Source organism: Rhizobium sp. Pop5, from assembly GCF_024721175.1.
GTDB lineage: Bacteria > Pseudomonadota > Alphaproteobacteria > Rhizobiales > Rhizobiaceae > Rhizobium.
On sequence record NZ_CP099399.1, the window covers coordinates 3,083,444 to 3,103,771 of the forward strand.

Genomic DNA, 20,328 nt, shown 5'->3' on the forward strand with positions numbered 1-20,328 from the left:
CCCTTCGATTAGTGTCTTCCGCCTTCGAGATAGGCGGCGCGAACTTCCGGATTGGCGAGCAGTTCCTTGCCGGAGCCGCTCATCGTCACCTTGCCGTTCACCATGACGTAAGCGCGATGCGAAAGCCTCAGCGCAGCGAAGGCGTTCTGCTCGACAAGGAAAACGGTGAGCCCTTCCCGTTCGTTGAGCTTCCGGATCGCCTCGAAGATGCCTTTGACGATCAGCGGCGCGAGGCCGAGCGAGGGTTCGTCGAGAAGCAGCAGCTTCGGGCGCGCCATCAGCGCGCGGCCGATCGACAGCATCTGCTGCTCACCGCCCGAAAGCGTTCCGCCGCGCTGGGCATGGCGTTCTTTGAGACGCGGGAAGAGCGTGAAGATCTTCTCGACGTCCTCGGAAAAATATTTGAGATTGTCGAGGCCTGCGCCCATCTGGAGGTTTTCCAGAACCGTCATGCGCGGGAAGATGCGGCGGCCTTCCGGAGATTGCGCGATGCGCAACCGGGCGATCTCATGCGTCGGCAGCTTGGTGATGTCATGGCCTTCGAAGACGACCGAACCCTTGCGGGCCTGCGGGCTGCCGCAGATCGTCATCATCAGCGTCGACTTGCCGGCGCCGTTGGCGCCGATCAGGCTGACGATCTCGCCCTTGTTGACATGAACATCGATGCCGGCCAGCGCACGGATATTGCCATAATAGGTTTCGACGCCCTTTACCTGAAGGAGCGTTTGACCGGTCATTACTTCAGCGCCCATCAGTTTGCGCCTCCTTCGAGCTGCTCGACGGTTGCGATCACCTCTTCCACTTCCTCATCCTCGACGCCGAGATAGGCCGCGATGACCTTAGGATCGTTCTTCACATGATCCGGCGTGCCATCGGAAATCTTCTGGCCGTATTCGAGGACGACGACGTGATCCGAGATTTCCATGACCACCGACATGTCATGCTCGATGAGAAGGATAGACGTTCCGGTTTCGGCACGGATGCTCTGCAACAGTTCATTGAGCGTCGCGGATTCGCGCGGATTAAGGCCTGCTGCCGGTTCGTCCAGGCAGAGTAGTTCCGGACCGGTGCACATGGCACGCGCAATCTCGAGGCGCCGCTGAGCGCCGTAGGGCAGATCGCCTGCCGGATCGTCGGCGCGCTCGATCAGGTCGGCCTTCTCAAGCCAATGACGCGCGAGCTCGATCGCCGCGGCAGCCTCCCGCTTGTAGGGACCTACGCCGATCAGGCCGAGGATTGTATAGCCCGATGCCTGCATCAGCTTATTGTGCTGGGCGACGAGCAGGTTTTCGAGAACGGTCAAGCCGGAAAACAGGCGGATGTTCTGGAAGGTGCGTGCGACCTTGGCTTCCTTGGTAATGCGGAAGTCCGGCAGGCGCTCCAGCAGGTATTGCTTGCCGCCTCTCTGGTTGAGCGTAATCATGCCCATCGTCGGCTTGTAGAAGCCGGTGATGCAGTTGAAGACGGTGGTCTTGCCGGCGCCGTTCGGTCCGATCAGCGCGGTGATGTCGCCGCGCTTGGCTTCGAAAGAGAAGTCGTTGATGGCCATCAGGCCGCCGAACTTCATCGACAGGTGCTCGACCTTGAGAAGAATGTCGCTCGACATCGTATTGGTGACCGGGCTCATCAACCGTGTCCCTCCTTGATGAAGCTTCCGGAGATAGCCTTTCGCGCCTTGAGGAAGGCTGTCGGCGATCGCGAGCCGACGAAACCACGCGGCTTGAACAGCATCACCACAACCATGGCGAGGCCGAAGATAAGCATGCGGTAAAGTTCCGGCGTGAAGGTCGGACCGAAGATCTCTTTCAAGAAGTCCATACTGCGTAGCGCCTCGGTCCCTCCGACCATGACGATCGCAGCAATCGCGATCCCAGTCAGCGAGCCCATGCCGCCGAGCACGACGATGGCGAGGATGACAGCCGACTCCAGGAAGACGAAGGATTCTGGCGAAACGAAACCCTGGCGTGCTGCAAAGAACGAGCCGGCGAAGCCCGCGAACATCGCACCGGTAGCGAACGCCGTAAGTTTGGTCGTCACCGTGTTGATGCCAAGTGAGCGGCAGGCGATCTCGTCTTCACGCAACGCTTCCCAAGCTCGGCCGATCGGCATGCGGCGTAGCCGGATCGTAACATAGGCGGTCAGCATGCAGAGCACCAGGATGACGTAGAACAGGAAGATTTTGTAATAGGCCGATGACGAAGGCAGCCCGAAAGCCTTGGCGAAATTATTCACCTTGCCGACATCGAAGGTCCAGACACCGAAGACCGAAGCCTTGGCGATGCCAGAGATGCCGAAGGTGCCCTTCGTCAAATCAGTCCAATTGATGATCACGAGGCGTATGATTTCGCCGAAGGCGAGCGTCACGATGGCAAGGTAGTCGCCGCGCAAGCGCAATACCGGGAAACCGAGGATGACACCCCAGAGTGCGGCGAAGATACCGGAAAGCGGCAGCAGCACCCAGAAAGACAGGCCGAAATAGCTCGATAGCAATGCATAGGAATAGGCGCCGACGGCATAGAAGGCGACATAACCAAGGTCGAGAAGACCGGCAAGGCCGACAACGATGTTAAGACCCCAGGCGAGCATTACGTAAATCAGGATCTGAATGCCGAAATTGTCGACAAACGTCAACGAACCCTGAGGGCCTTTCCACGCCACAGCCACCATGGGGTAAAGTAGCAACGCAGCCAGCACGACCTTCAGATAATGGGTCTCATACGGGCTTGCTTCCAGCGGCAATCCGAGTCTTTCGGCCTCGACATTGCGTTCCCGACGCCTCTCCTCTGCCGGCAGTAGGACGTATTTGATAAGCGCATACAACAATGCGGCAAACACAACCAGACCGCCCAGGATGAGCAGGTCGAACCATAGCTGTTCACGAACGAACACGTAGCCAAAATAGACGGCGATCAGCAAAACCGCTAACGGAGCCACCACTCGCATCGTCTTGGCGAACAGGCCGGGTGTTGCTGCAAACATGACGACGGCGAAGCGGCCAACTGCAGCGATTATGACGAAAATCGCAAGCAGTCCCCAGCGCTGAACGATGACCAACTCGTTGCTGATATTCTGGTCGGTCTTGAGACCGACATAGAGAACGAACATACCGAGCGCCAGCACGGCGGCAAAAAGGGCTTGGATAAGACCCTTGCGGACAAGTCCGGCATCGGGCTTGCCTGCGGAATTCTCAATGTTTGCCATGACGTTATACCTTCTCGACTTCCGGCCGCCCGAGAATACCCGTCGGCTTGAAGATCAGCACGAAAGCGAGGATGGCGAAGGTCGCGACATCCTTGTACGCGATGGTGAAATAGGCCGACCATAGAGATTCGATGAGGCCGATCATCAATCCGCCGAGAACGGCGCCCGGCAGCGAGCCGATGCCGCCGAGAACGGCTGCGGTAAATGCCTTTACACCCGGCGTGAAGCCGTCAGAAAACGAAGCGACGCCGTAATACATGAGATACATTGTGCCGGCGACGGCAGCGAGCGCTGCCCCCATGACGAAGGTAATCGAGATCGTCTGATCGACATTGACGCCGAGCAACGCCGCCATCTTGCGATCCTGTTCCGTAGCGCGCTGGGCGCGGCCGAGCGCGGTATGGTTGACGATGTACCAGAAGACCGTCAGCAGCACCGCCGTGATGATGATGATGACAATCTGCTTCAGCGATACGGAAATATTGCCGAACTGATAAACCGAACTCACCAGCGGCGGGATGGGCTTGTTGCGCGGACCCTGCGTCACCTGGATGAAGTTGGACAGCACGATCGACATGCCGATCGCGGTGATCAGCGGCGCCAGGCGGAAGGAACCGCGCAGCGGACGGTATGCGATACGCTCGATCGTCCAATTCCACAAACTCGTCATCAGCATCGCGACGACAAGCATCGCCAGCAGCAGAATTGCCACCGGGAGACCTGCGAAGATGGATGTGAGGACGAGGAAGACGATAAGAGCAGCGAATCCGCCGAGCATGAAAATGTCGCCATGGGCGAAGTTGATCATGCCGATAATGCCATAAACCATCGTATAGCCGATAGCCACAAGGCCATAGATGGATCCGAGCGTCAGCCCATTGAAGAGCTGCTGGACGAAATACTCCATATGTCGTTTTCCCCTGGATGCGAGCCGAATAAGCTGCATCTCTTTTTGGTTCTTTGGTTCTCCGTTTCAGAGAACCTCATAAGCCGCATGCATAGCGGTTTCGTTGAAAATGTGAAGACAAAAAGGATTTTTTCCGACAGATTCTTGACAGAACAGGGCTAAATGGCTCGTTTTGAACCAAAATCAACAGAAAAACAGCACGGAAAGGCGGATTTTTAGCCAGAAATCGCTGTCGGTTTAACTATTCGGTGATTTCGCCGCCGATTTTCCGCTCCGTTCGCGGCGTAAGCTATTCCACAGAATTGGAAGATGGCGCAAATTCAGCCCCCTGAACGGGCGCTTTTTCGAACGCCATTTCATGCGCGGATGCTCACCATCGTCTGACAGAGCCGGGAACTTATGGTAGCATCGCCGGATTAAGTGTGAAGGGTGCGAAGCGCGACGGGAAACACCATATAAATTCCGGACTGGTATTGTGGTGTGACAGGGATGGTTTGCGGACGAGCGACAGCGGGGTGCTCGGCCCGCACGGCGAACGGCAAAAGGACAATGCTGAGGACATTTGAAAAGGCGGCGCTGGAAGCCGGTAAGGCCATCATCACGGTCTTACGCGAAGGCTTTCCCGTTGCCATGAAGGCGGATGCAAGTCCGGTCACGGTCGCCGACGAGGAGGCCGAACGCATTATCCTCGCCCATCTTGCCAGAGATTATCCCGAAATACCCGTCGTGGCGGAGGAGTCGGTCGCCGCCGGCAAGGTGCCCGACATCAGCGGCCGAGGCTTCTTCCTGGTCGATCCTCTCGACGGCACGCGCGAATTCGTTGACGGGCGGCAGGAATTCACCGTCAACATCGCCTATATCGAGGATGGCGCCCCGGTTGCCGGCATCGTCTATGCCCCAGCGCTCGGGCTCGCCTTCTCGGGAGAGCGCGGCCACGCCGAAAGGCTGGTCGTGATGGACGATTTCACGGTTGGCGCGCGCAGCGCGATCACCGTGCGCGAACAGCCGGACGACAGGCTGGCGCTCGCCAGCCTTCGCCATAACAGTCCGGAAACCGGCAGCTTCCTCGCTCACCATGCGATCTCCAGATGCACCAATATCGGCTCCTCGCTGAAATTCTGTCTGCTGGCGGAAGGCAAGGCTGACGTCTATCCGCGTTTCACCCGCACAATGGAATGGGATACGGCGGCCGGCGATGCGGTGCTGCGCGCCGCCGGCGGCTCGACGGTGACGCTCGACGGCGCACCGCTGACTTATGGCAAGACGGGAACGGCAGCCGATTTCGACTTCGCCAACCCGAACTTCATCTCCTGGGGCGGCAGGAAGCGCGTCCTCGAACCGGCGTGACCATCCCCGCCAGGCGCTGAATACCCAGCGCAATCACCGCACCATGTGACGCTCCCCCGTTCCAAGGCTTGGCACGGCTCCGCGCGAGACCTTCCCATTATCTCATCACTCTCAAGCGGCCGGCTCTGGCAACAGCGCGATCGCCGCGGAGCGATTCGCAGGGCTCGGCGGTCGGCAGAGGTGATTCTCTACGCGACCCGATTCTCTTTTTCCGGCACGGGATGCCGCCGATCTCGCCTTGATTTTGTCACATTGTGACACATGTTGATGGCAGCCAAACCTCTCCGCCGAAAAAATTTCGTGGCGGATCTGGTTAAAAATATTGGTTAACGGGCGCTGATGGCGTGTCGGAACAGCACGCCGCCGCCCTTATGGAAGCCCTCGCCAAGAGCCTAGAAACCTTGACGAAATTCCAATTCTTAACGGAATATCATGAGGTTGCCTCAACTTAACGCAGGTGCGAAAGATTTGTTGCGATGCGATATTTCTCTGGACAGCATTACACAATTGTCGCATTTTTCCGTTTTAGTAGGGTTACCAAGACCTGAGTGCAGCCCTGGTGACAGGGTTAACCATTGATCGCCTATTGCCGCCGCGCCCCTCGAAGACAACAGAGTACGATCCTTGAGCATCACGGAACTAAACAACAGCATTTCGACTGAGTCCTTCCGGCCGAGCAGCCGCCAGTTGCCGAGCCTGAAGCTCCAGACCCCTGTTATCCATAGCGATGCGCCGCAGGCGCCGTGGATGGATCTTGCCCTGAAGCGGGCGTTCGACATCGTTTCGTCGTTGAGCGCCCTCCTCGTCCTTGCACCTTTCCTTCTGCTCGTCGCCCTGCTGATCAAGCTCGACAGCCCGGGACCGGTGCTCTTCAAACAGACCCGCTGGGGCAAGAACTGCAAGACCATCAAGGTCTACAAGTTCCGCTCAATGCGCACCGACCTCTGCGATGCCTCGGGCGTTGCCCAGACGGTGATGAACGATCCGCGCATCACCCGCATCGGCGCTATCCTGCGCCGCACGAATATCGATGAGCTGCCACAGCTCTTGAATGTGCTGCTGGGTGACATGTCGGTCGTCGGTCCGCGCTGCCATGCCATCGGCATGCGCGCCAGCGACATGCTCTATGAAGAGCTCGTACCCGAATATCACCAGCGCCATGCCATGCGCCCCGGCATGACGGGTCTCGCCCAGATGCGCGGCCTGCGCGGCCCGACCGATCGTCCGGCCAAGGCGCGTGCTCGTATCGCCAGCGATCTCTACTACGTCGAGAATTTTTCGATCTGGATGGATATGCGCATCATTGCCGGAACCGTCGTGTCCGAACTGGCTGGCGGAAAAGGCTTCTAAGTTTTCCGAGAAGAACCAACTGCCCTCAATGCAAATCGCCCAAAACTGCTCAGCGGTTTTGGGCGATTTGCATTGATCAAGAACCTGAAGCGCGGGAAGCGGGTCTGAAACAATCCGTTTTAGAGCAGCCGGTAGCGAAATGCCCTGGCGACCGCCTGCATGCGGTTGACCGAATCAAGCTTGCGCATCGCGCTCTTCAGATATCCCACCACCGTATGCGGCGAGAGATCGAGAATGATGGCGATCTCGTCGCTGCTCTTGCCGGCAGCCGACCAGCGCAGGCATTCGATTTCGCGCCGGGTGAGCGCCTCCGATGGCCCTTCCTCCGGCCTGATGCTGCGCGAGGCCTTGTCCAGAAGTTCCATGCAGCCATAGAGCAGCGCCATCGCCTGCTCCCGTGGAGGCATGGGAGAACCGCCTGAGAAGGCGAAGATGTATTGTTTCAGGTCAGCGTCATGCAGCGTAAAGGCGAAGGTGTTCTTCAGCCCGTGCATCTGGAAGAGCGTGTTCAGACGGCGGTTTTCCTGATTGGCAGCGCTGCCCGCAAAGGGCCCCTCCTCGCAGAAAATCGGCAGCACCGTCCGCTTCATCGCACTCACCAGCTTGCTGCAATAGAACAGATCGGCCGTCTCGTAGAAGCCGACGAGGCTTTGCGGCCAGTTGCTGATCAACCGGTTTTCGATGAAGGCCGTTCTGTCGCCCCGCGGAAAGGCCGAGAGCAGGTAGAAATCGAAGCCCGCAAGCTTAGCCATCTCGCCGAGCCGCTCTTCGCCCTCCTTGAACCCAATACCTGCGGCATTGGCCCGCGAAGGCGAAAATGCAGTATCCTCAGCGCAGTCGTCGACGGCGCGCTCACGTCTTTTCATTTTCGTATCCTTCATACGGCGCGCTTCGGCTCGGCCTCGCTGCCGGCGACGAGAAGCTCGCGCCGGAGCATCGGCAAAGCCGGTTTTCGCCCGTATTCCGAGAATACGAAGCGTCGAAGGCGCGACCTGGGCTGATGCAGCGGGAAGAGCGGAGACGAAGTCTGGCGCTCGTTTATGTTGAAGTGCTTATAAATTTTTCCCGGCAGTCCGGGTAATATCTATTCCGCATGGCTCCCATGCAGCCGCCACAAATTGACGTAGCGGCAGGCGGTCTGCCCAAATCACAGGGGGCGAGAGGGCATCTAAATTTGTTATCAAAGTCTTACGATGGGTTTAGGCAATTTTTAAATGTGGCAGGCTAGAGTGGCGTTCGTGGTCTTGCGTTGTGTAGAGAGTCCAATGACCGAAATGATACGTCCCCGAGTAAAATATGTCATCGGCCCCGATGGCAGCCCCTTGACGATCGCGGACCTTCCGCCGCCCAATACGCGGCGCTGGGTGATCCGCCGGAAGGCAGAGGTTGTCGCGGCTGTTCGCGGTGGCCTGTTGAGCTTGGAAGAGGCCTGCGAGCGTTACACGCTCACGGTCGAAGAATTCCTCTCCTGGCAGTCGTCGATCAATAGCCACGGCCTCGCCGGCTTGCGCACCACGCGCATCCAGCAATACCGCCACTGATCACACGCCATTACCGCCATTTATTTCGGGCCGGACGCATCTCCCATAAGGGAATGAAGAAGGCCCGAAATCATTGACGAGGCCGCGTAACACCAGAGGCCTGGCTGCGTGAAGGCATCCGCCAGGCCTGTCGTCTTCGCCGCCGCAATCACGATCGCGACCAGCAGCACGTCCATCATAGACCACTTGGACAGATGCGGTACGACGTGACGATAGAAGAAACTGCCGGCCCCGCCGCCGGCAGCCGTCCCCTCCGCGGCGATCCCGATCATCTTCAGAAATGGAAGCACGATCGACACCAGCGCCACGATCGCCGCCAGCAGCCCATCCCCGCCCCGCCAGAGCGAGATGACGATTTCGATGAGCGACGGCGTCTTGTTGAAGAAATACAGCGTCTCGAAACGGACCAGCGGCAAGATGAGGCCGAGCGCCAGGAGAAAGGGCGCCGCAACAAGAAGAATGGGGCGGATCATCGAAAACGCTCTCATAACGACGAACCTCGTGTCGATCCGGCATTTTTCATGAACACTCCGTCTCCTCCACCATCTGTCGCACCGACTTGGCACGGCTGCGCTGCCGTGTCACGGTCGGTGACAACAATATCCGTTCACGAGGAATACAATGCACATTCGAAACGAGGAAGGCGCCTCCGGTGGCCGCTATGCGGCTGAACTCGAAGGACATGAGGCGGAGATGACCTATTCCAGAACATCGCCGAAGCTTGTCATCATCGACCACACCGCCGTTCCCGACGCGCTGCGTGGCAAGGGCGTCGGCCAGGCTTTGGCGCTTCATGCCGTGGAGGCGGCCCGCGCCGGCGGTTGGAAGATCATCCCGCTCTGCCCCTTCTTCAAGGCGCAGGCGCAACACCATCCCGAATGGAAGGATGTCGTGAACTAGTTCCTTCGCCTCGGCTTCGCACCGCGGCCTGCGAACCTCAAAACACGAAAACACCAAAAGCCATGTATGACGGACAGCGCGCCCGCCATACATGGCTTCTCTGTGGCGATCCCCGGGGCGCCGAAGCCGGCGCCCACCGTTTTCTTTTACGCCCTTGCGCGGGCGCCGCCGTCACGCTCTTCCAGCGCCGTCGCCCTTGCATATTCCGCCTGCATCTCTTCGAGCGCCAATTCCAGCGCCTCTTCCTGCATCTTCAGTTCCTTGATCGAAATCTGCAGGTTGTCGGCCCGCTGACGCGCTGCCTTGGCGAAGGTCGGATAAGCAAAGTGATTCGGGTCGGAAATACCGGACTTCTTTTCCTCGACGACGATCTGGCTCTCCAGATCCTTCGTCATCCGTTCGAATTCGGACATCATCATCTGCAATTGCTGCAGCTGACGCCTTTTTTCGTTCACCTGAAACTCCTTCAGGCGAACGAGACTTTCTCGCGACTTCATACGCATTACTCCCGTGATGCGAGACCCCGGCTCAACTTGAAACTGCCCTGCGCGCCGCTTTGACACGGTTTGCTAAAAAATTTCCTGCGATATTAACAAAAACCTACCGCTGGTAACCTTTCGTTTACGGGCATCGTTAATGATAGAGCGGATGATTTAAGGCTCGGTAAATGCCGCGGCATGAAGTTCGAACCTTTTCATTGGCGAGTCGGATGAATCACTTAGCGCCTTTTCCTAATGTAGCGGTTGAGGATGGCCTATTTGAGATTCCTATTGGAAAACAGAGAAATGGAAAAATTATTTAATAAATTCGATACTCCTTGCCAGAGTGAATTAGAATTTGTTAACCATTTCGTGGCAGCTTCCAAATCACGTAGCTTGTTCGGTATCGTGAGTAGGGGCCAGACCACCTTTCGGCGGCGGTAAAGGGGATAATTATGCGGGTACTTCTCATCGAGGATGACAGCGCTACGGCGCAGAGCATCGAATTGATGCTCAAATCAGAGAGTTTTAATGTTTATACCACCGATCTCGGTGAAGAAGGCGTCGATCTGGGCAAGCTGTATGATTATGACATCATCCTTCTCGATCTGAACCTGCCCGACATGTCCGGATATGAAGTGCTCCGCACTCTCCGGCTGTCCAAGGTCAAGACACCGATCCTCATTCTCTCGGGCATGGCCGGCATTGAAGACAAGGTGCGCGGGCTCGGCTTCGGCGCCGACGACTACATGACCAAGCCCTTCCACAAGGACGAGCTCGTCGCCCGCATCCACGCCATCGTGCGTCGCTCCAAGGGCCACGCCCAGTCGGTCATCATGACCGGCGAGCTGATCGTCAATCTCGATGCCAAGACTGTCGAAGTCGGCGGCCAGCGTGTCCATCTGACGGGCAAGGAATACCAGATGCTGGAGCTGCTTTCGCTCCGCAAGGGCACCACTCTCACCAAGGAAATGTTCCTGAACCACCTTTACGGCGGTATGGACGAGCCGGAACTGAAGATCATCGACGTCTTCATCTGCAAGCTGCGCAAGAAGCTCGCCAATGCCGCCGGCGGCGCCAACTACATCGAGACGGTCTGGGGCCGTGGTTACGTTCTTCGCGAGCCTGACGGTACCGAATACGCCGAGACCGCCTGATTTTCCGATCCCCCTTATCGGATAACGAAAATCCCGTCTTTTCGGCGGGATTTTTTCGTTCCTGCGGAGCGATAAGATGCCGTTGGCCGCGAGGGATTCGTGGTGGAACCAGCCTGAAATTCGGCATTGCGATCGGGAAATAGAGGGCGACCCGGCCGAGCGCGCTTGCGCTTTCGGCATCATGCTCCAGGAAAAGACACCTGCCTTTAGGCCGCGATTGCGCGATTTCCGAAGACGGCGGTCAGGATCTTGCGGTCGAAGGGTTTCAGCAGGAAGTCGGTGGCGCCGGCCCGTTTGCCTGCCATCAGCTTCTTCAGATCCGCTTCGACGACGCAGTAATAAATCTTGACCTCTTTGCCGCCTTCCATGGCGCGGATGGCGGCGATGAGCTCGAGCGCGCCTTCCATGCCGGAATCGACGATCAGATATTCCGGCAGCTCCGTCTGGCAGCGCTGCAGCGCCTCGCCGGCATTGGAAGCCTCGCTGACGAGAAAGTCGAGTTCGGAGAGAATGCGCTTGCCAACCTTGCGGACGATGTCCGAATTATCGGTGATCATGAACCTCTGCATGGCCGCTCCTTTGCCCTCGCATTCGTCGCAGCGAGGGACCTCTTACAACCATGGATGATAGTTCCATCAGGCTAAGGAATCGTTACCGGACGGGCGCCGACACCCGTCCGCGCTCCATTTTCAGGCAGCTGCGACTACGGCCGTGAACACCAGCTCCTCGGCGCTGGCGCTATGATCGAGCGTCATTCCGCACTCCTCGGCCAGAAGCACCGTATAATAGGGCTGTATCGAATGGGCGTCGATCGCCTCCTCGATCGTGCCGGTCGATATCTCGACGAATTTCGGCGGCAAGCGCATCAGCTTGCCCTTGGCCGTGAGCTTGAATTTCGCATCGAATTCAGGATTTTCGAGCGTCACCTCCAGCACGCCGCCGCGCGGAATGGAGGAATAAGCGACGAGGAAGAGATTGAGCAGCAGCTTGACACGGTTCTTGGCGACGATGGCGCGCGGCCCATTCCAGATCACCTCGGTTTTCTTCTCGGCGATAGCGAAATCCTTGGCCGCCCGCTCGGCCTCTCCGGTATCGATCGAGGCACCGACGGAGCCGGACGCGCCGAAAGCGAGACGTGCGAATTTGAGACGGACGGAAGCGTTGAGCGCGCTGGTGCGGATCAGATCCATGGCATCGGAATCGGCGCCACCCTCATCCAGGAGTTCCAGGCCGTTGTTGATCGCGCCGACCGGCGAGATGACATCATGGCAAACGCGGCTGCAGAGAAGCGCGGCCAGATCCGGGCCGGACAGGGTGAGATTAGGGTTGTTGGACATCATCGTCTCCTGAGGGGCGGCAATCTCATTGCGCCCGGTAGTATGCTTCATCAAAATTGCGCGAAGTTTGCGATCTTACTCAGCGCCATAATGACACCATATTTGGTAAACCGATTGTTAAGATCATCGGCGCAAAATGCACCAATCGCCGCGAGCGGTTACCGCTCTGAGCCAAACGACGAATGGATGACACCATGCGCCTTCGACTTCCGCGCCGCTTCATCGGCTTCTGCAGGCTGTTTTCGGCCCTCGTCTTCTCCTCGCTCATTGTTGCCGCACCGGCTGCCGCCCAGAGCAACGGCAACGGCCAGTACACGATGCAGGAAATCATCGATGCCGGCCACTCCTTCTTCGGCTCCGCCAGTGGCGGATTGGCCAAGGTGGTCGAAAGCGCTTTCCAGAAATACGGCCTACCGAACGGCTATATCCTCGGACAGGAAGGCGGCGGCGCCTTCATCGCCGGCCTCACCTATGGCGAAGGCCAGCTGAACACCAAGAATGCCGGCGAACATCCGCTCTACTGGCAGGGACCTTCGCTCGGCATCGATTACGGCGGCCAGGGCTCGCGCGTGATGATGCTGGTTTACGATCTGCCTTCCATCAACGGCATCTACGCCCGTTTCGGCGGCGTCAGCGGCTCGGCCTATGTCATCGCCGGCTTCGGCATGACGCTGCTCAAGAACAACGACGTACTCGTTGTGCCGATCCGCACCGGCGTCGGCGCCCGTCTCGGCATCAATGTCGGCTATCTCAAGATCACCAGTACGCCGACCTGGAACCCCTTCTGAGCGGCAAACCCGCAGGAATCGGCCGCCGTTCACATCGGCGGCCTTGCCATGCACGCCATGCCTGCTTAATCATCGCGGCTGACCCCTATCAACCTTCGAATCGATGGCCGCGCCGTGATCGAATATGCTCTCTTGTTCGGATTGGGCTTCCTGACCGCGGCCTTCCTCGTCTTCCTGGTCTCACCCGCCGTTCATCGCCGCATTGTCTGGTATACCGAGAACCGGCTGAAGGCGACGATGCCTCTGAGCCCGCAGGAGGTGCGCGCCCAGAAGGATATGGTGCGCGCGCTCTACGCCGCCGAAAATGCCCGCACCACACAGGATCTTCTGCGTGAGCGCGAGAAATCCCTGTCGCTCCAGCTGCGCCACGATGCGATCGCCGTCGATGCCGGCAGGCTTGCCGCCGAGATCGGTGAATTGCAGGCTCATATCGGCGAGATGCAGGTCGAGGCGGCAGAGCAGCGATCGCGTCTGCGCAAGGACGAGAACTATATCAGCCAGCTGAAGACCAATCTGCATATCGCCGAGCAGTCCGCCGCCAACAAGGAAAGCGAACTGGCGACGATGCGCACGCGCCTGAGCAAGCTCGGCGAACAGGCGGACGGGCTGAGGATCGACCTGGCGGCACGCGAGACCGAGGCTGAAAGCCTGAAATTCCGCGCCAACGCGCTTCGCGACGAACGCGACACTCTGCGCCAGGACGTCACCCTGCTGCAGAAGCGCGCCAAGGATGCCGAACAGAAGCTGACGCAGCAGCAGCATATGGTGATCCGTCTGGAGGACAAGGCCGCGCGCGAGAGCGGTTCCGCCGCTGAGAAGGAAACCCTGCTTGCCCGCCGCCAGCAGGAGATCGCCAAATTGAAGGATCAGTTGAAGGCTGCCAATGCCGAGATCCGCAAGGTCAATCGGGTGCTGCGCGACGCCGGCCTTGCCAAAATGGCAGTGGATCTGCCGGCAGAAACGACCGTCGAAGAGACGGCCGAACCCACGCCTGATACTGCCGCCGTCACCGGGCAGATGGCCGATGATGTCCGCCTGCGCAGCGCCGCCCTCGCCGAGCGCTTGCAGAAGGCAAAGACCGTCACCGCACGTGATGGCGCGATCCGCGAGGAGATCGCCTCGATCGCCGCCAACATGGTGGCGCTGACCGCGCTCAATGAAGGCCCTTCTTCGCCGATCCGCACGCTTCTGCCTGATGCAGCAGAAAAGAACCCGAACGATCGCGTCAGCCTTGCCGACAGGGCGACCGCGATCATCGCCAATCCGCCGCTTTAATAAGCTCCGGAGTTCGAACTGAACGAAGCGATAAGCTTCAGATCCGCCCCATCGCGGAGGCCATGGAAAACAGCGCGATCCCCGTCGCCGTCGCCGCGTTAAGGCTGTCGAGCTCTTCCGACTGGGGAATGCAGGCGCTCTGGAAGCGCGCAAGCAGCGCCTCGGGCAAGCCCTCCCCTTCGGTACCGACGACGAGTGCCATCCGCGGCGAGGGCCGGATGCTGCGGATATCGGTCTTGCCGTGCGGCGAAAGCGTCCAGATGACAAAGCCCCGCTCGGCAAGCGCCAGCAATACGTCCAAGGCCTTGCCGCCACGGCGATGGGCGACGCTCAGCACCGATCCGACCGAGACGCGCAGCGCCTTGCGATAAAGCGGATCGCAAGAGGTTTCGTCGAGGAGCACGGCATCGGCCCGGAAAGCGGCCGCATTGCGGAACATCGAGCCGACATTGTCGTGATTGGAAATACCGCAGCCGACGAGCACCAGCGCCCGTTCCGACAGCGCATCGAAAAGGGCCGCCTCCCCGCGGTCTTCCCGCCGGCCGATGGCGAGAACGCCGCGATGCAGATGAAACCCGACCACGCCGTCGAGCACGTCGGCGTCGGCGACATAGACCGGAACATTGCTCGGAAACCGTTCCAGGATAAGCCGCACGCCCTCGACGCGGTTGCGCAGCAGCAGGATCTTCTCGGCCGCGAAGCCGCGGCCTTCCGCATGCGCCTCGGCAAGCATGCGGAGCACCACCGTGCCTTCGGCGATGAAGCGGTTCTCTCTGCCCGTCAGATCGCGCTCTTTTATATCGCGGAATTCCGCGATGCGCGGATCGTCGGCACTGTCGATGGCGATCGGAGCGGCAGCCATGCCGGCCTCAATTGCCCGCGACGGTGACGTCGGCAACGGTGCGGCCGGTCCTGAGGTCGAAGATCAGTGCCTTGTTCTTGCCGTCGACGGTTTCGCCGTAGAACAGGATCTGCCCTGCCGAGAACGAGGTGGACTGCACCTTGAAGCCGGGCGGCAGCGAAACGGATGCCGCAAGCGGTGCATCCGAAGGCACGCCGGAGGCTGCCGCCGTGGACGCCGTGTCCTTCGGCTCGTTGTGCATCGTCTTGTAGACAACCGCGCCGAAGACCGCCATAAGGCTCACGAACATGATGGCGCCGGACACGATCTGCAGGCGGACCATCTTGCGCCGGACACTTTCCATCGCCGGATCAAGGGGCTTCTCTTCCTGGTCGTCTGGCTCGATCGTCGTCATCTGTGCGTTCCGTTCTAAAAATACTTCGGAGAAGAAGCGTCTTGAGCGACCCCTTTAAACAAGCAGCTGGCATTAGAAAAGTCCTGACCGCCGATGAAACCGCCGAAGGCCGGCTCGATGCCTGGCTGACGGCGCAGGTCGGCGAGGAGTTTTCCCGCAGCCGCATCAAGGCGCTAATCAAGGACGGCCAGGTTTCCATGCGCGGCGAGCCGGTCACCGATCCGCAGCGCAAAGTGCGCGCCGGCGACAGTTTCGAGATCACCCTGCCCGAGCCCGAGGACCCGACGCCGCAGGGCGAGAACATCCCGCTTGATATCCTCCATGAGGACGAAGACCTCATCGTCATATCGAAGCCCGCCGGCCTCGTCGTTCATCCCGGCCCCGGCAACTGGACGGGAACACTGGTCAATGCGCTGATCCACCATTGCGGCGACACGCTCTCCGGCATCGGCGGTGTGCGCCGCCCCGGCATCGTTCATCGTCTCGACAAGGATACGACAGGCGTGATGGTCGTTGCCAAGAACGACATCGCCCATCGCCACCTCTCGCTTCAATTTGCCGACCACGGCCGCACCATGCCGCTGGAGCGTGCCTATCAGGCCGTCGTCTGGGGCCGGCCCCGCACTTTGACGGGCACGGTCGATGCGCCGCTCGGCCGCTCCACCGGCGACCGCACGCGCCGCGCCGTCAAGCGCCCGGACAGCCATGACGCCGACGAGGCGATCACGCATTACGAGGTGATCGAGCGCTTTCAGGAGAAACCCGACGCCACCGCGCTTGCCTCGCTGGTCGAATGTCACCTCGAAACCGGCAGAACCCACCAGATCCGTGTCCACATGGCCCATATCGGTCACCCGCTGCTCGGCGACACAGTCTATGGCGCCGGCTTCAGGACCAAGGCCAATCTCCTGCCCGAAGATATCCGCAAGGTCGTCAACCGTTTCGGCCGTCAGGCGCTGCATGCCTTCATGCTGCAGTTCGAGCATCCCCGCACCGGCGAGGTCATGCATTTCGAGGTGCCGCTGCCTGACGACATGGTGGAACTGGTCGAGGCATTGCGGGGGTAAAGGCGACTTCGGACGCGGCCCTGCGCGCTCACACCTGCGTGAGCGGCACCTTGAATCGCCGTTTTGCCATACTTATCTGTACATGGACTTAGTGCGGGCTTGGGTAGAGAGCCGCACGTCCCGGTTTGCCTATTTGACGCGGGGGCGCGTTTCCATCGGGAACCGGAATCCACTTTAGGAGGGTGCACTATGGCCCGAAATACCTTGCCGTCCATTACCGCCGGCGAAGCCGGTCTCAATCGTTATCTCGACGAAATTCGCAAGTTCCCGATGCTCGAGCCGCAGCAGGAATACATGCTTGCGAAACGTTATGCCGAGCATGGCGACCGCGACGCCGCCCACAAGCTCGTCACCAGCCATCTGCGCCTCGTCGCGAAGATCGCCATGGGTTATCGCGGCTATGGCCTGCCGATCGGTGAAGTCGTCTCCGAGGGCAATGTCGGCCTGATGCAGGCCGTCAAGAAATTCGACGCCGAGCGCGGCTTCCGTCTTGCCACTTACGCCATGTGGTGGATCAAGGCCTCGATCCAGGAATATATCCTGCGTTCGTGGTCGCTGGTGAAGATGGGCACGACCGCCAACCAGAAGCGCCTGTTCTTCAACCTGCGCCGGCTGAAAGGCCGCATTCAGGCGATCGACGACGGTGATCTGAAGCCGGAGCATGTCTCCGAAATCGCCACCAAGCTGAACGTCTCGGAGGAGGAGGTCATTTCGATGAACCGCCGCCTTTCCGGCGACGCCTCGCTGAACGCGCCGATCAAGGCGGCCGAAGGCGACAGCGGACAATGGCAGGATTGGCTGGTGGACGACCACGACAGCCAGGAAGACGTGCTGATCGAGCAGGACGAACTCGACACCCGCCGGCGCATGCTGGCGAAAGCGATGAGCGTGCTGAACGAGCGCGAGCGCCGCATCTTCGAGGCCCGCCGCCTCGCCGAGGATCCGGTGACGCTGGAAGATCTGTCGGCCGAATTCGACATCAGCCGCGAGCGCGTCCGCCAGATTGAGGTCCGCGCCTTCGAAAAGGTCCAGGACGCCGTTCGCAAGGAAGCCCTGGAACGCGCCAAAGCCGTCCGCGTCGTCGAAGCGACGGCCTGATCGGCTGAACGTCAGAATTGGAAACGCCCCCTTCCCGGCATGGAAGGGGGCGTTTTTGTTTCCGTGGTGAGTGCAAGGAAGAGCTATCAGGCATGCCGCCCGCAAGCCAGATCACTGGCTCGTCGAGACATCCCCGAGCGCGGTCCATTCCTTGATCGCAGCGTTGAAAGCGTCCGTTCCTGAACCGCCCTTTTCCATCGTCAGCAGCGCGCGGCGGCCATTGCGGTAGGTGATCGGGATATCGATCCAGTTGCGGGTCGCCATCAGGTCGAGATTGGCCTTGCGCGCATCGGGATAGTCGTTGAGCGCGATCATGTGGAAATCGTCCGTGATCTTGGCCGGAACCGCGATCAGCGCGTCGCCGCGATCCTGCTCGGTGCGCTTCATCGAGATGCGCTGGACGCTTTCTATGCTGCCGCCTTCGAAATTCGGCGGCACCGAGAAGACGATCTCGACAAGATGGCTTGCCGGCAGCGACGGATCGGAATTGCGCTTGAAGGTGACGAGAGCCGAGAGATTGCGTTCGGGAACGGTGACGGCACCCTGCACCGTCGCCTCCTGCCGGCCGTCCTGACCTGCCTCGTGCTGCACGCTCCAGACGACCGATCCTTCGATCGCCGTCGGCGAGCTCTGGCCGATACGCTCCTCATAGAGGAACATCTTCTCGGACGCGCCGATGGGTGCGGTCTGCTGCGGCGATGCCGCCGGGCCGTTCGGGGTCAGTGTTTCAGCGGGAGCCGTATCGCTCTGCGCGCTGGCAGGCGGAGCAGCAGCCGCTGCGGCGACGTTCTGTTCGGCGACCGATTTGCCTTCCGCGGTCGGCGTTCCCGGCACCGACGCCGGCCCGCTGTCGACTTCGGTTCCGTCGGCAAGCAGCCGCTGCGTAAACTTGGAATTGGCGGCCGCACCGTCATTGTTGAGCGATGCCACCTGCTGGTTCGGCTGCGCCGGCGCAGCCGGAGTATTCTGTGCTCCCGGCGGGGTAGCCGGCTTGGCCGGCGTCGTAGCACTCGGCTCGGCAGGCGTCTCCGATCCTGCCGGCGCCGGCGCCGGCGCTGGTGCCGTCGTCGTCGCCTCGTTCCTTGTGGCCTGCGACGGGGCCGAACTGACGAGCCCGTCGACCATCGCCACCAGTGCCTCTCGGTTCGTCCAGCCGGCATAGGCGCCGCCGCCGATCAGAATGAGTGCGAAGAGCAGCGTGATCACGGTGCCGATGCCGAAGCGGCGACGCTTCGGCTCCATGCGGAAACTTTTGCCCTGCAGCTTGGACGCGACCATCTGGTCGATATCCATGCCCGGATTGGTATCATCGTCGTCAGCGGCGACTGAACCACGGCGGTCGTAGCCGCGCAGTGCCTTCGCCTCGCGCCACTCCTGGTTCGGAGCGCCGGCCGCAGACGCCGGCTTGCCGTCGTGCACTTCGGCGAAGATATCGACATCGTCGAAATGCGAAGAGACCGGCGTCTTCTTGTTGTTGCCGGCCTCGATCGGCGGCAGATCGTCGAAGGCAGCCGTCTCCCAGGAGAAACTTTCCTTGGCCGCCGGCATGACGGCCGCAGGCGCTACTTTTTCGAGGCTCGATATCACCTCTTCGAAGGCGCGTGCCGAGGCGTCGGCGGTAACCGGCGCCGTTTCGGAATATTGCCGGAGTTCCTCCTCTGCCCATTCGGTCTCGGCATCCTTCGGCGCCGGCGCCGGCGTCTCGGCGGCAGGCTCGCTCCAGATGGGATCGAAATGCGCTACGGCATCGGCCTGCAGCGGCTCTTCGCGGCTGTGCTCGACGAATTCCTGCGGACGGTCGAAACCGGCAACCGGTTCCACCAGTCGATGAGCTGCCTGATCTATGCCATGCGTGACCGGCTCGAAGGATTGGGCAGGCTCGTAAGCCTTCTCGGCCTCCGGCTCCTTGCTTTCCACCGCCTCCGGTTCAGCTGCTATCTCTCCAGCTTCTGCCGGATGCTGCTCCTCAGGATGATATTCGCCGGCCTGCTCATAATGTTCCTCGGCAGGCGGCTCCGAGCGGTCATCTGCCGGCACTTGCTCGGCAGCGGCATGACGCGCCTCGGCGGCATGCCATTCCTCGGCCGGCGCCTCCTCCTCATGCGAGGGATGCCAGTATGTCTCGGCGGGAGCAGCGGGCTCGGGCTCCTGGGAAACCGCTACTTCCTCGGCAACGGGCTCCTCGCCGATCGCCTCTTCCCGAGTTTCCTCCGGCGCCGCTACCTGGGCGTGGTCGGTCTCATCTGGCTCAGCCGGCTGCGGCTCGGCATCGGCGTCGTAGATCGGCTGTTCGGCGGCCGTGTCCGACGCCGGTTCTTCGTGAATTGCTTGCTCTTCGGTGGCTTCCGGTACGGCGGCTGCCAGCTCGTCGAGCGGCAGCGCCTCGGAATGTTCGCCTTCCACTTCGCGGATGGCGGCTTCCAACTTTTCAAGCTGGCGTTGCAGCATGGCTTCCGGCGGACGCGGCTTCATGTTCTCGAGCTGCCGCTGCACTGCGCCGCGAGCACGGTCGTAGACTTTCACCCGCATCTCTGGGGTGTTTTCAGCCAAGCCGTCGACGGCCCGCCGAATAACTGCAATAAAATCCGCCATCAGTACTTTCTCAAGAAGTCCGGCACTCTCCCG

Annotated in this window: 20 protein-coding genes and 1 pseudogene; 9 read left to right on the forward strand and 12 right to left on the reverse strand. The window is 60.3% G+C overall.

Annotated elements, in window-relative coordinates; genetic code table 11:
- Nucleotides 1-8: 8 nt before the first annotated feature.
- The 4 genes and pseudogenes from NE852_RS17510 to NE852_RS17525 all read right to left on the reverse strand — a co-directional run bounded on the left by NE852_RS17510 (nt 9) and on the right by NE852_RS17525 (nt 4,108).
- A complete protein-coding gene (locus NE852_RS17510; protein WP_008534657.1) occupies nt 9-752 on the reverse strand; it encodes an ABC transporter ATP-binding protein in 744 nt (247 codons plus the stop codon).
- Nucleotides 752-1,627, reverse strand: a complete 876-nt coding sequence (locus NE852_RS17515; RefSeq protein WP_008534659.1) for an ABC transporter ATP-binding protein — start codon at nt 1,625-1,627, stop codon at nt 752-754. Before NE852_RS17515 ends, NE852_RS17510 begins: the two co-directional genes overlap by 1 nt.
- Nucleotides 1,627-3,111 (reverse strand): annotated as a pseudogene (gene livM / locus NE852_RS17520) (high-affinity branched-chain amino acid ABC transporter permease LivM); the annotation flags it as partial. The gene NE852_RS17515 and the pseudogene livM, both read right to left, overlap by 1 nt.
- Nucleotides 3,112-3,205: 94 nt before the next feature.
- Entirely contained in the window at nt 3,206-4,108 is a 903-nt protein-coding gene (locus tag NE852_RS17525; protein WP_258155883.1) for a branched-chain amino acid ABC transporter permease, read from the reverse strand.
- Between the two features lie 549 nt (nt 4,109-4,657).
- Between NE852_RS17525 and cysQ the strand changes: the two genes are divergently transcribed.
- Together cysQ and NE852_RS17535 are read left to right on the forward strand one after the other, a co-directional pair.
- Entirely contained in the window at nt 4,658-5,455 is a 798-nt protein-coding gene (cysQ, locus tag NE852_RS17530; protein ID WP_008534672.1) for a 3'(2'),5'-bisphosphate nucleotidase CysQ, read from the forward strand.
- Between the two features lie 624 nt (nt 5,456-6,079).
- On the forward strand, nt 6,080-6,805 hold the full coding sequence (locus NE852_RS17535) for a sugar transferase (RefSeq protein ID WP_008534674.1): 726 nt from the start codon (nt 6,080-6,082) through the stop codon (nt 6,803-6,805).
- 119 nt (nt 6,806-6,924) lie between these two features.
- Here NE852_RS17535 and NE852_RS17540 read toward each other — a convergent pair whose 3' ends face one another.
- Entirely contained in the window at nt 6,925-7,671 is a 747-nt protein-coding gene (locus NE852_RS17540; protein WP_037175001.1) for a LuxR family transcriptional regulator, read from the reverse strand.
- Between the two features lie 399 nt (nt 7,672-8,070).
- On the opposite strand from NE852_RS17540, the gene NE852_RS17545 reads away from it, so the two are divergent.
- Nucleotides 8,071-8,346, forward strand: a complete 276-nt coding sequence (locus NE852_RS17545) for a DUF1153 domain-containing protein (protein ID WP_007533628.1) — start codon at nt 8,071-8,073, stop codon at nt 8,344-8,346.
- Nucleotides 8,347-8,366: 20 nt separating this feature from the next.
- Here NE852_RS17545 and NE852_RS17550 read toward each other — a convergent pair whose 3' ends face one another.
- Nucleotides 8,367-8,834 carry a paraquat-inducible protein A gene (locus tag NE852_RS17550; protein ID WP_037174998.1) on the reverse strand — a complete coding sequence of 156 codons (468 nt, stop codon included), beginning with the start codon at nt 8,832-8,834 and terminating at the stop codon, nt 8,367-8,369.
- 133 nt (nt 8,835-8,967) lie between these two features.
- On the opposite strand from NE852_RS17550, the gene NE852_RS17555 reads away from it, so the two are divergent.
- Nucleotides 8,968-9,246 carry a GNAT family N-acetyltransferase gene (locus tag NE852_RS17555; RefSeq protein ID WP_008534693.1) on the forward strand — a complete coding sequence of 93 codons (279 nt, stop codon included), beginning with the start codon at nt 8,968-8,970 and terminating at the stop codon, nt 9,244-9,246.
- A gap of 146 nt (nt 9,247-9,392) precedes the next feature.
- On the opposite strand, the gene NE852_RS17560 is transcribed toward NE852_RS17555, so the two are convergent.
- Nucleotides 9,393-9,743, reverse strand: a complete 351-nt coding sequence (locus tag NE852_RS17560) for a hypothetical protein (RefSeq protein ID WP_008534695.1) — start codon at nt 9,741-9,743, stop codon at nt 9,393-9,395.
- Nucleotides 9,744-10,180: 437 nt separating this feature from the next.
- On the opposite strand from NE852_RS17560, the gene ctrA reads away from it, so the two are divergent.
- On the forward strand, nt 10,181-10,882 hold the full coding sequence (gene ctrA, locus NE852_RS17565) for a response regulator transcription factor CtrA (RefSeq protein WP_007533606.1): 702 nt from the start codon (nt 10,181-10,183) through the stop codon (nt 10,880-10,882).
- A gap of 206 nt (nt 10,883-11,088) precedes the next feature.
- On the opposite strand, the gene NE852_RS17570 is transcribed toward ctrA, so the two are convergent.
- The gene (locus NE852_RS17570) at nt 11,089-11,451 is read right to left on the reverse strand and encodes a response regulator (RefSeq protein ID WP_008534696.1); all 363 of its coding nucleotides are present in this window, start codon (nt 11,449-11,451) and stop codon (nt 11,089-11,091) included.
- A gap of 120 nt (nt 11,452-11,571) precedes the next feature.
- The gene (chpT, locus tag NE852_RS17575) at nt 11,572-12,219 is read right to left on the reverse strand and encodes a histidine phosphotransferase ChpT (RefSeq protein WP_008534697.1); all 648 of its coding nucleotides are present in this window, start codon (nt 12,217-12,219) and stop codon (nt 11,572-11,574) included.
- A gap of 194 nt (nt 12,220-12,413) precedes the next feature.
- On the opposite strand from chpT, the gene NE852_RS17580 reads away from it, so the two are divergent.
- Both NE852_RS17580 and NE852_RS17585 read left to right on the forward strand, forming a co-directional pair.
- Nucleotides 12,414-13,007 carry a DUF1134 domain-containing protein gene (locus NE852_RS17580; RefSeq protein WP_008534698.1) on the forward strand — a complete coding sequence of 198 codons (594 nt, stop codon included), beginning with the start codon at nt 12,414-12,416 and terminating at the stop codon, nt 13,005-13,007.
- A gap of 114 nt (nt 13,008-13,121) precedes the next feature.
- Complete coding sequence (locus NE852_RS17585) at nt 13,122-14,282, forward strand: hypothetical protein (protein ID WP_008534699.1); 1,161 nt, start codon at nt 13,122-13,124, stop codon at nt 14,280-14,282.
- Nucleotides 14,283-14,319: 37 nt separating this feature from the next.
- On the opposite strand, the gene NE852_RS17590 is transcribed toward NE852_RS17585, so the two are convergent.
- Together NE852_RS17590 and NE852_RS17595 are read right to left on the reverse strand one after the other, a co-directional pair.
- Nucleotides 14,320-15,144: an RNA methyltransferase gene (locus tag NE852_RS17590; protein WP_008534700.1), complete on the reverse strand. Its 825-nt coding sequence runs from the start codon at nt 15,142-15,144 to the stop codon at nt 14,320-14,322.
- Between the two features lie 7 nt (nt 15,145-15,151).
- Complete coding sequence (locus NE852_RS17595; RefSeq protein ID WP_008534702.1) at nt 15,152-15,538, reverse strand: hypothetical protein; 387 nt, start codon at nt 15,536-15,538, stop codon at nt 15,152-15,154.
- Between the two features lie 41 nt (nt 15,539-15,579).
- Here NE852_RS17595 and NE852_RS17600 point away from each other — a divergent pair, with 41 nt between their 5' ends.
- Together NE852_RS17600 and rpoH are read left to right on the forward strand one after the other, a co-directional pair.
- Nucleotides 15,580-16,605: an RluA family pseudouridine synthase gene (locus NE852_RS17600; protein WP_008534704.1), complete on the forward strand. Its 1,026-nt coding sequence runs from the start codon at nt 15,580-15,582 to the stop codon at nt 16,603-16,605.
- A gap of 189 nt (nt 16,606-16,794) precedes the next feature.
- The gene (gene rpoH / locus NE852_RS17605; RefSeq protein ID WP_182562265.1) at nt 16,795-17,703 is read left to right on the forward strand and encodes an RNA polymerase sigma factor RpoH; all 909 of its coding nucleotides are present in this window, start codon (nt 16,795-16,797) and stop codon (nt 17,701-17,703) included.
- A gap of 111 nt (nt 17,704-17,814) precedes the next feature.
- Here rpoH and NE852_RS17610 read toward each other — a convergent pair whose 3' ends face one another.
- Nucleotides 17,815-20,295 carry a hypothetical protein gene (locus tag NE852_RS17610; RefSeq protein WP_258155884.1) on the reverse strand — a complete coding sequence of 827 codons (2,481 nt, stop codon included), beginning with the start codon at nt 20,293-20,295 and terminating at the stop codon, nt 17,815-17,817.
- Nucleotides 20,296-20,328: the final 33 nt, after the last annotated feature.

Excerpts from the sequence above, each read along its gene's own strand:
- NE852_RS17515 (WP_008534659.1), bottom strand. The coding sequence starts at position 1,627 with ATGAGCCCGGTCACCAATACGATGTCGAGCGACATTCTTCTCAAGGTC.
- ctrA (WP_007533606.1), top strand. The coding sequence starts at position 10,181 with ATGCGGGTACTTCTCATCGAGGATGACAGCGCTACGGCGCAGAGCATC.
- NE852_RS17510 (WP_008534657.1), bottom strand. The coding sequence starts at position 752 with ATGGGCGCTGAAGTAATGACCGGTCAAACGCTCCTTCAGGTAAAGGGC.
- NE852_RS17525 (WP_258155883.1), bottom strand. The coding sequence starts at position 4,108 with ATGGAGTATTTCGTCCAGCAGCTCTTCAATGGGCTGACGCTCGGATCC.
- NE852_RS17545 (WP_007533628.1), top strand. The coding sequence starts at position 8,071 with ATGACCGAAATGATACGTCCCCGAGTAAAATATGTCATCGGCCCCGAT.
- chpT (WP_008534697.1), bottom strand. The coding sequence starts at position 12,219 with ATGTCCAACAACCCTAATCTCACCCTGTCCGGCCCGGATCTGGCCGCG.
- cysQ (WP_008534672.1), top strand. The coding sequence starts at position 4,658 with ATGCTGAGGACATTTGAAAAGGCGGCGCTGGAAGCCGGTAAGGCCATC.
- NE852_RS17560 (WP_008534695.1), bottom strand. The coding sequence starts at position 9,743 with ATGAAGTCGCGAGAAAGTCTCGTTCGCCTGAAGGAGTTTCAGGTGAAC.
- NE852_RS17540 (WP_037175001.1), bottom strand. The coding sequence starts at position 7,671 with ATGAAAAGACGTGAGCGCGCCGTCGACGACTGCGCTGAGGATACTGCA.
- NE852_RS17570 (WP_008534696.1), bottom strand. The coding sequence starts at position 11,451 with ATGCAGAGGTTCATGATCACCGATAATTCGGACATCGTCCGCAAGGTT.
- NE852_RS17580 (WP_008534698.1), top strand. The coding sequence starts at position 12,414 with ATGCGCCTTCGACTTCCGCGCCGCTTCATCGGCTTCTGCAGGCTGTTT.
- rpoH (WP_182562265.1), top strand. The coding sequence starts at position 16,795 with ATGGCCCGAAATACCTTGCCGTCCATTACCGCCGGCGAAGCCGGTCTC.
- NE852_RS17555 (WP_008534693.1), top strand. The coding sequence starts at position 8,968 with ATGCACATTCGAAACGAGGAAGGCGCCTCCGGTGGCCGCTATGCGGCT.
- NE852_RS17595 (WP_008534702.1), bottom strand. The coding sequence starts at position 15,538 with ATGACGACGATCGAGCCAGACGACCAGGAAGAGAAGCCCCTTGATCCG.
- NE852_RS17550 (WP_037174998.1), bottom strand. The coding sequence starts at position 8,834 with ATGAGAGCGTTTTCGATGATCCGCCCCATTCTTCTTGTTGCGGCGCCC.
- NE852_RS17610 (WP_258155884.1), bottom strand. The coding sequence starts at position 20,295 with ATGGCGGATTTTATTGCAGTTATTCGGCGGGCCGTCGACGGCTTGGCT.
- NE852_RS17590 (WP_008534700.1), bottom strand. The coding sequence starts at position 15,144 with ATGGCTGCCGCTCCGATCGCCATCGACAGTGCCGACGATCCGCGCATC.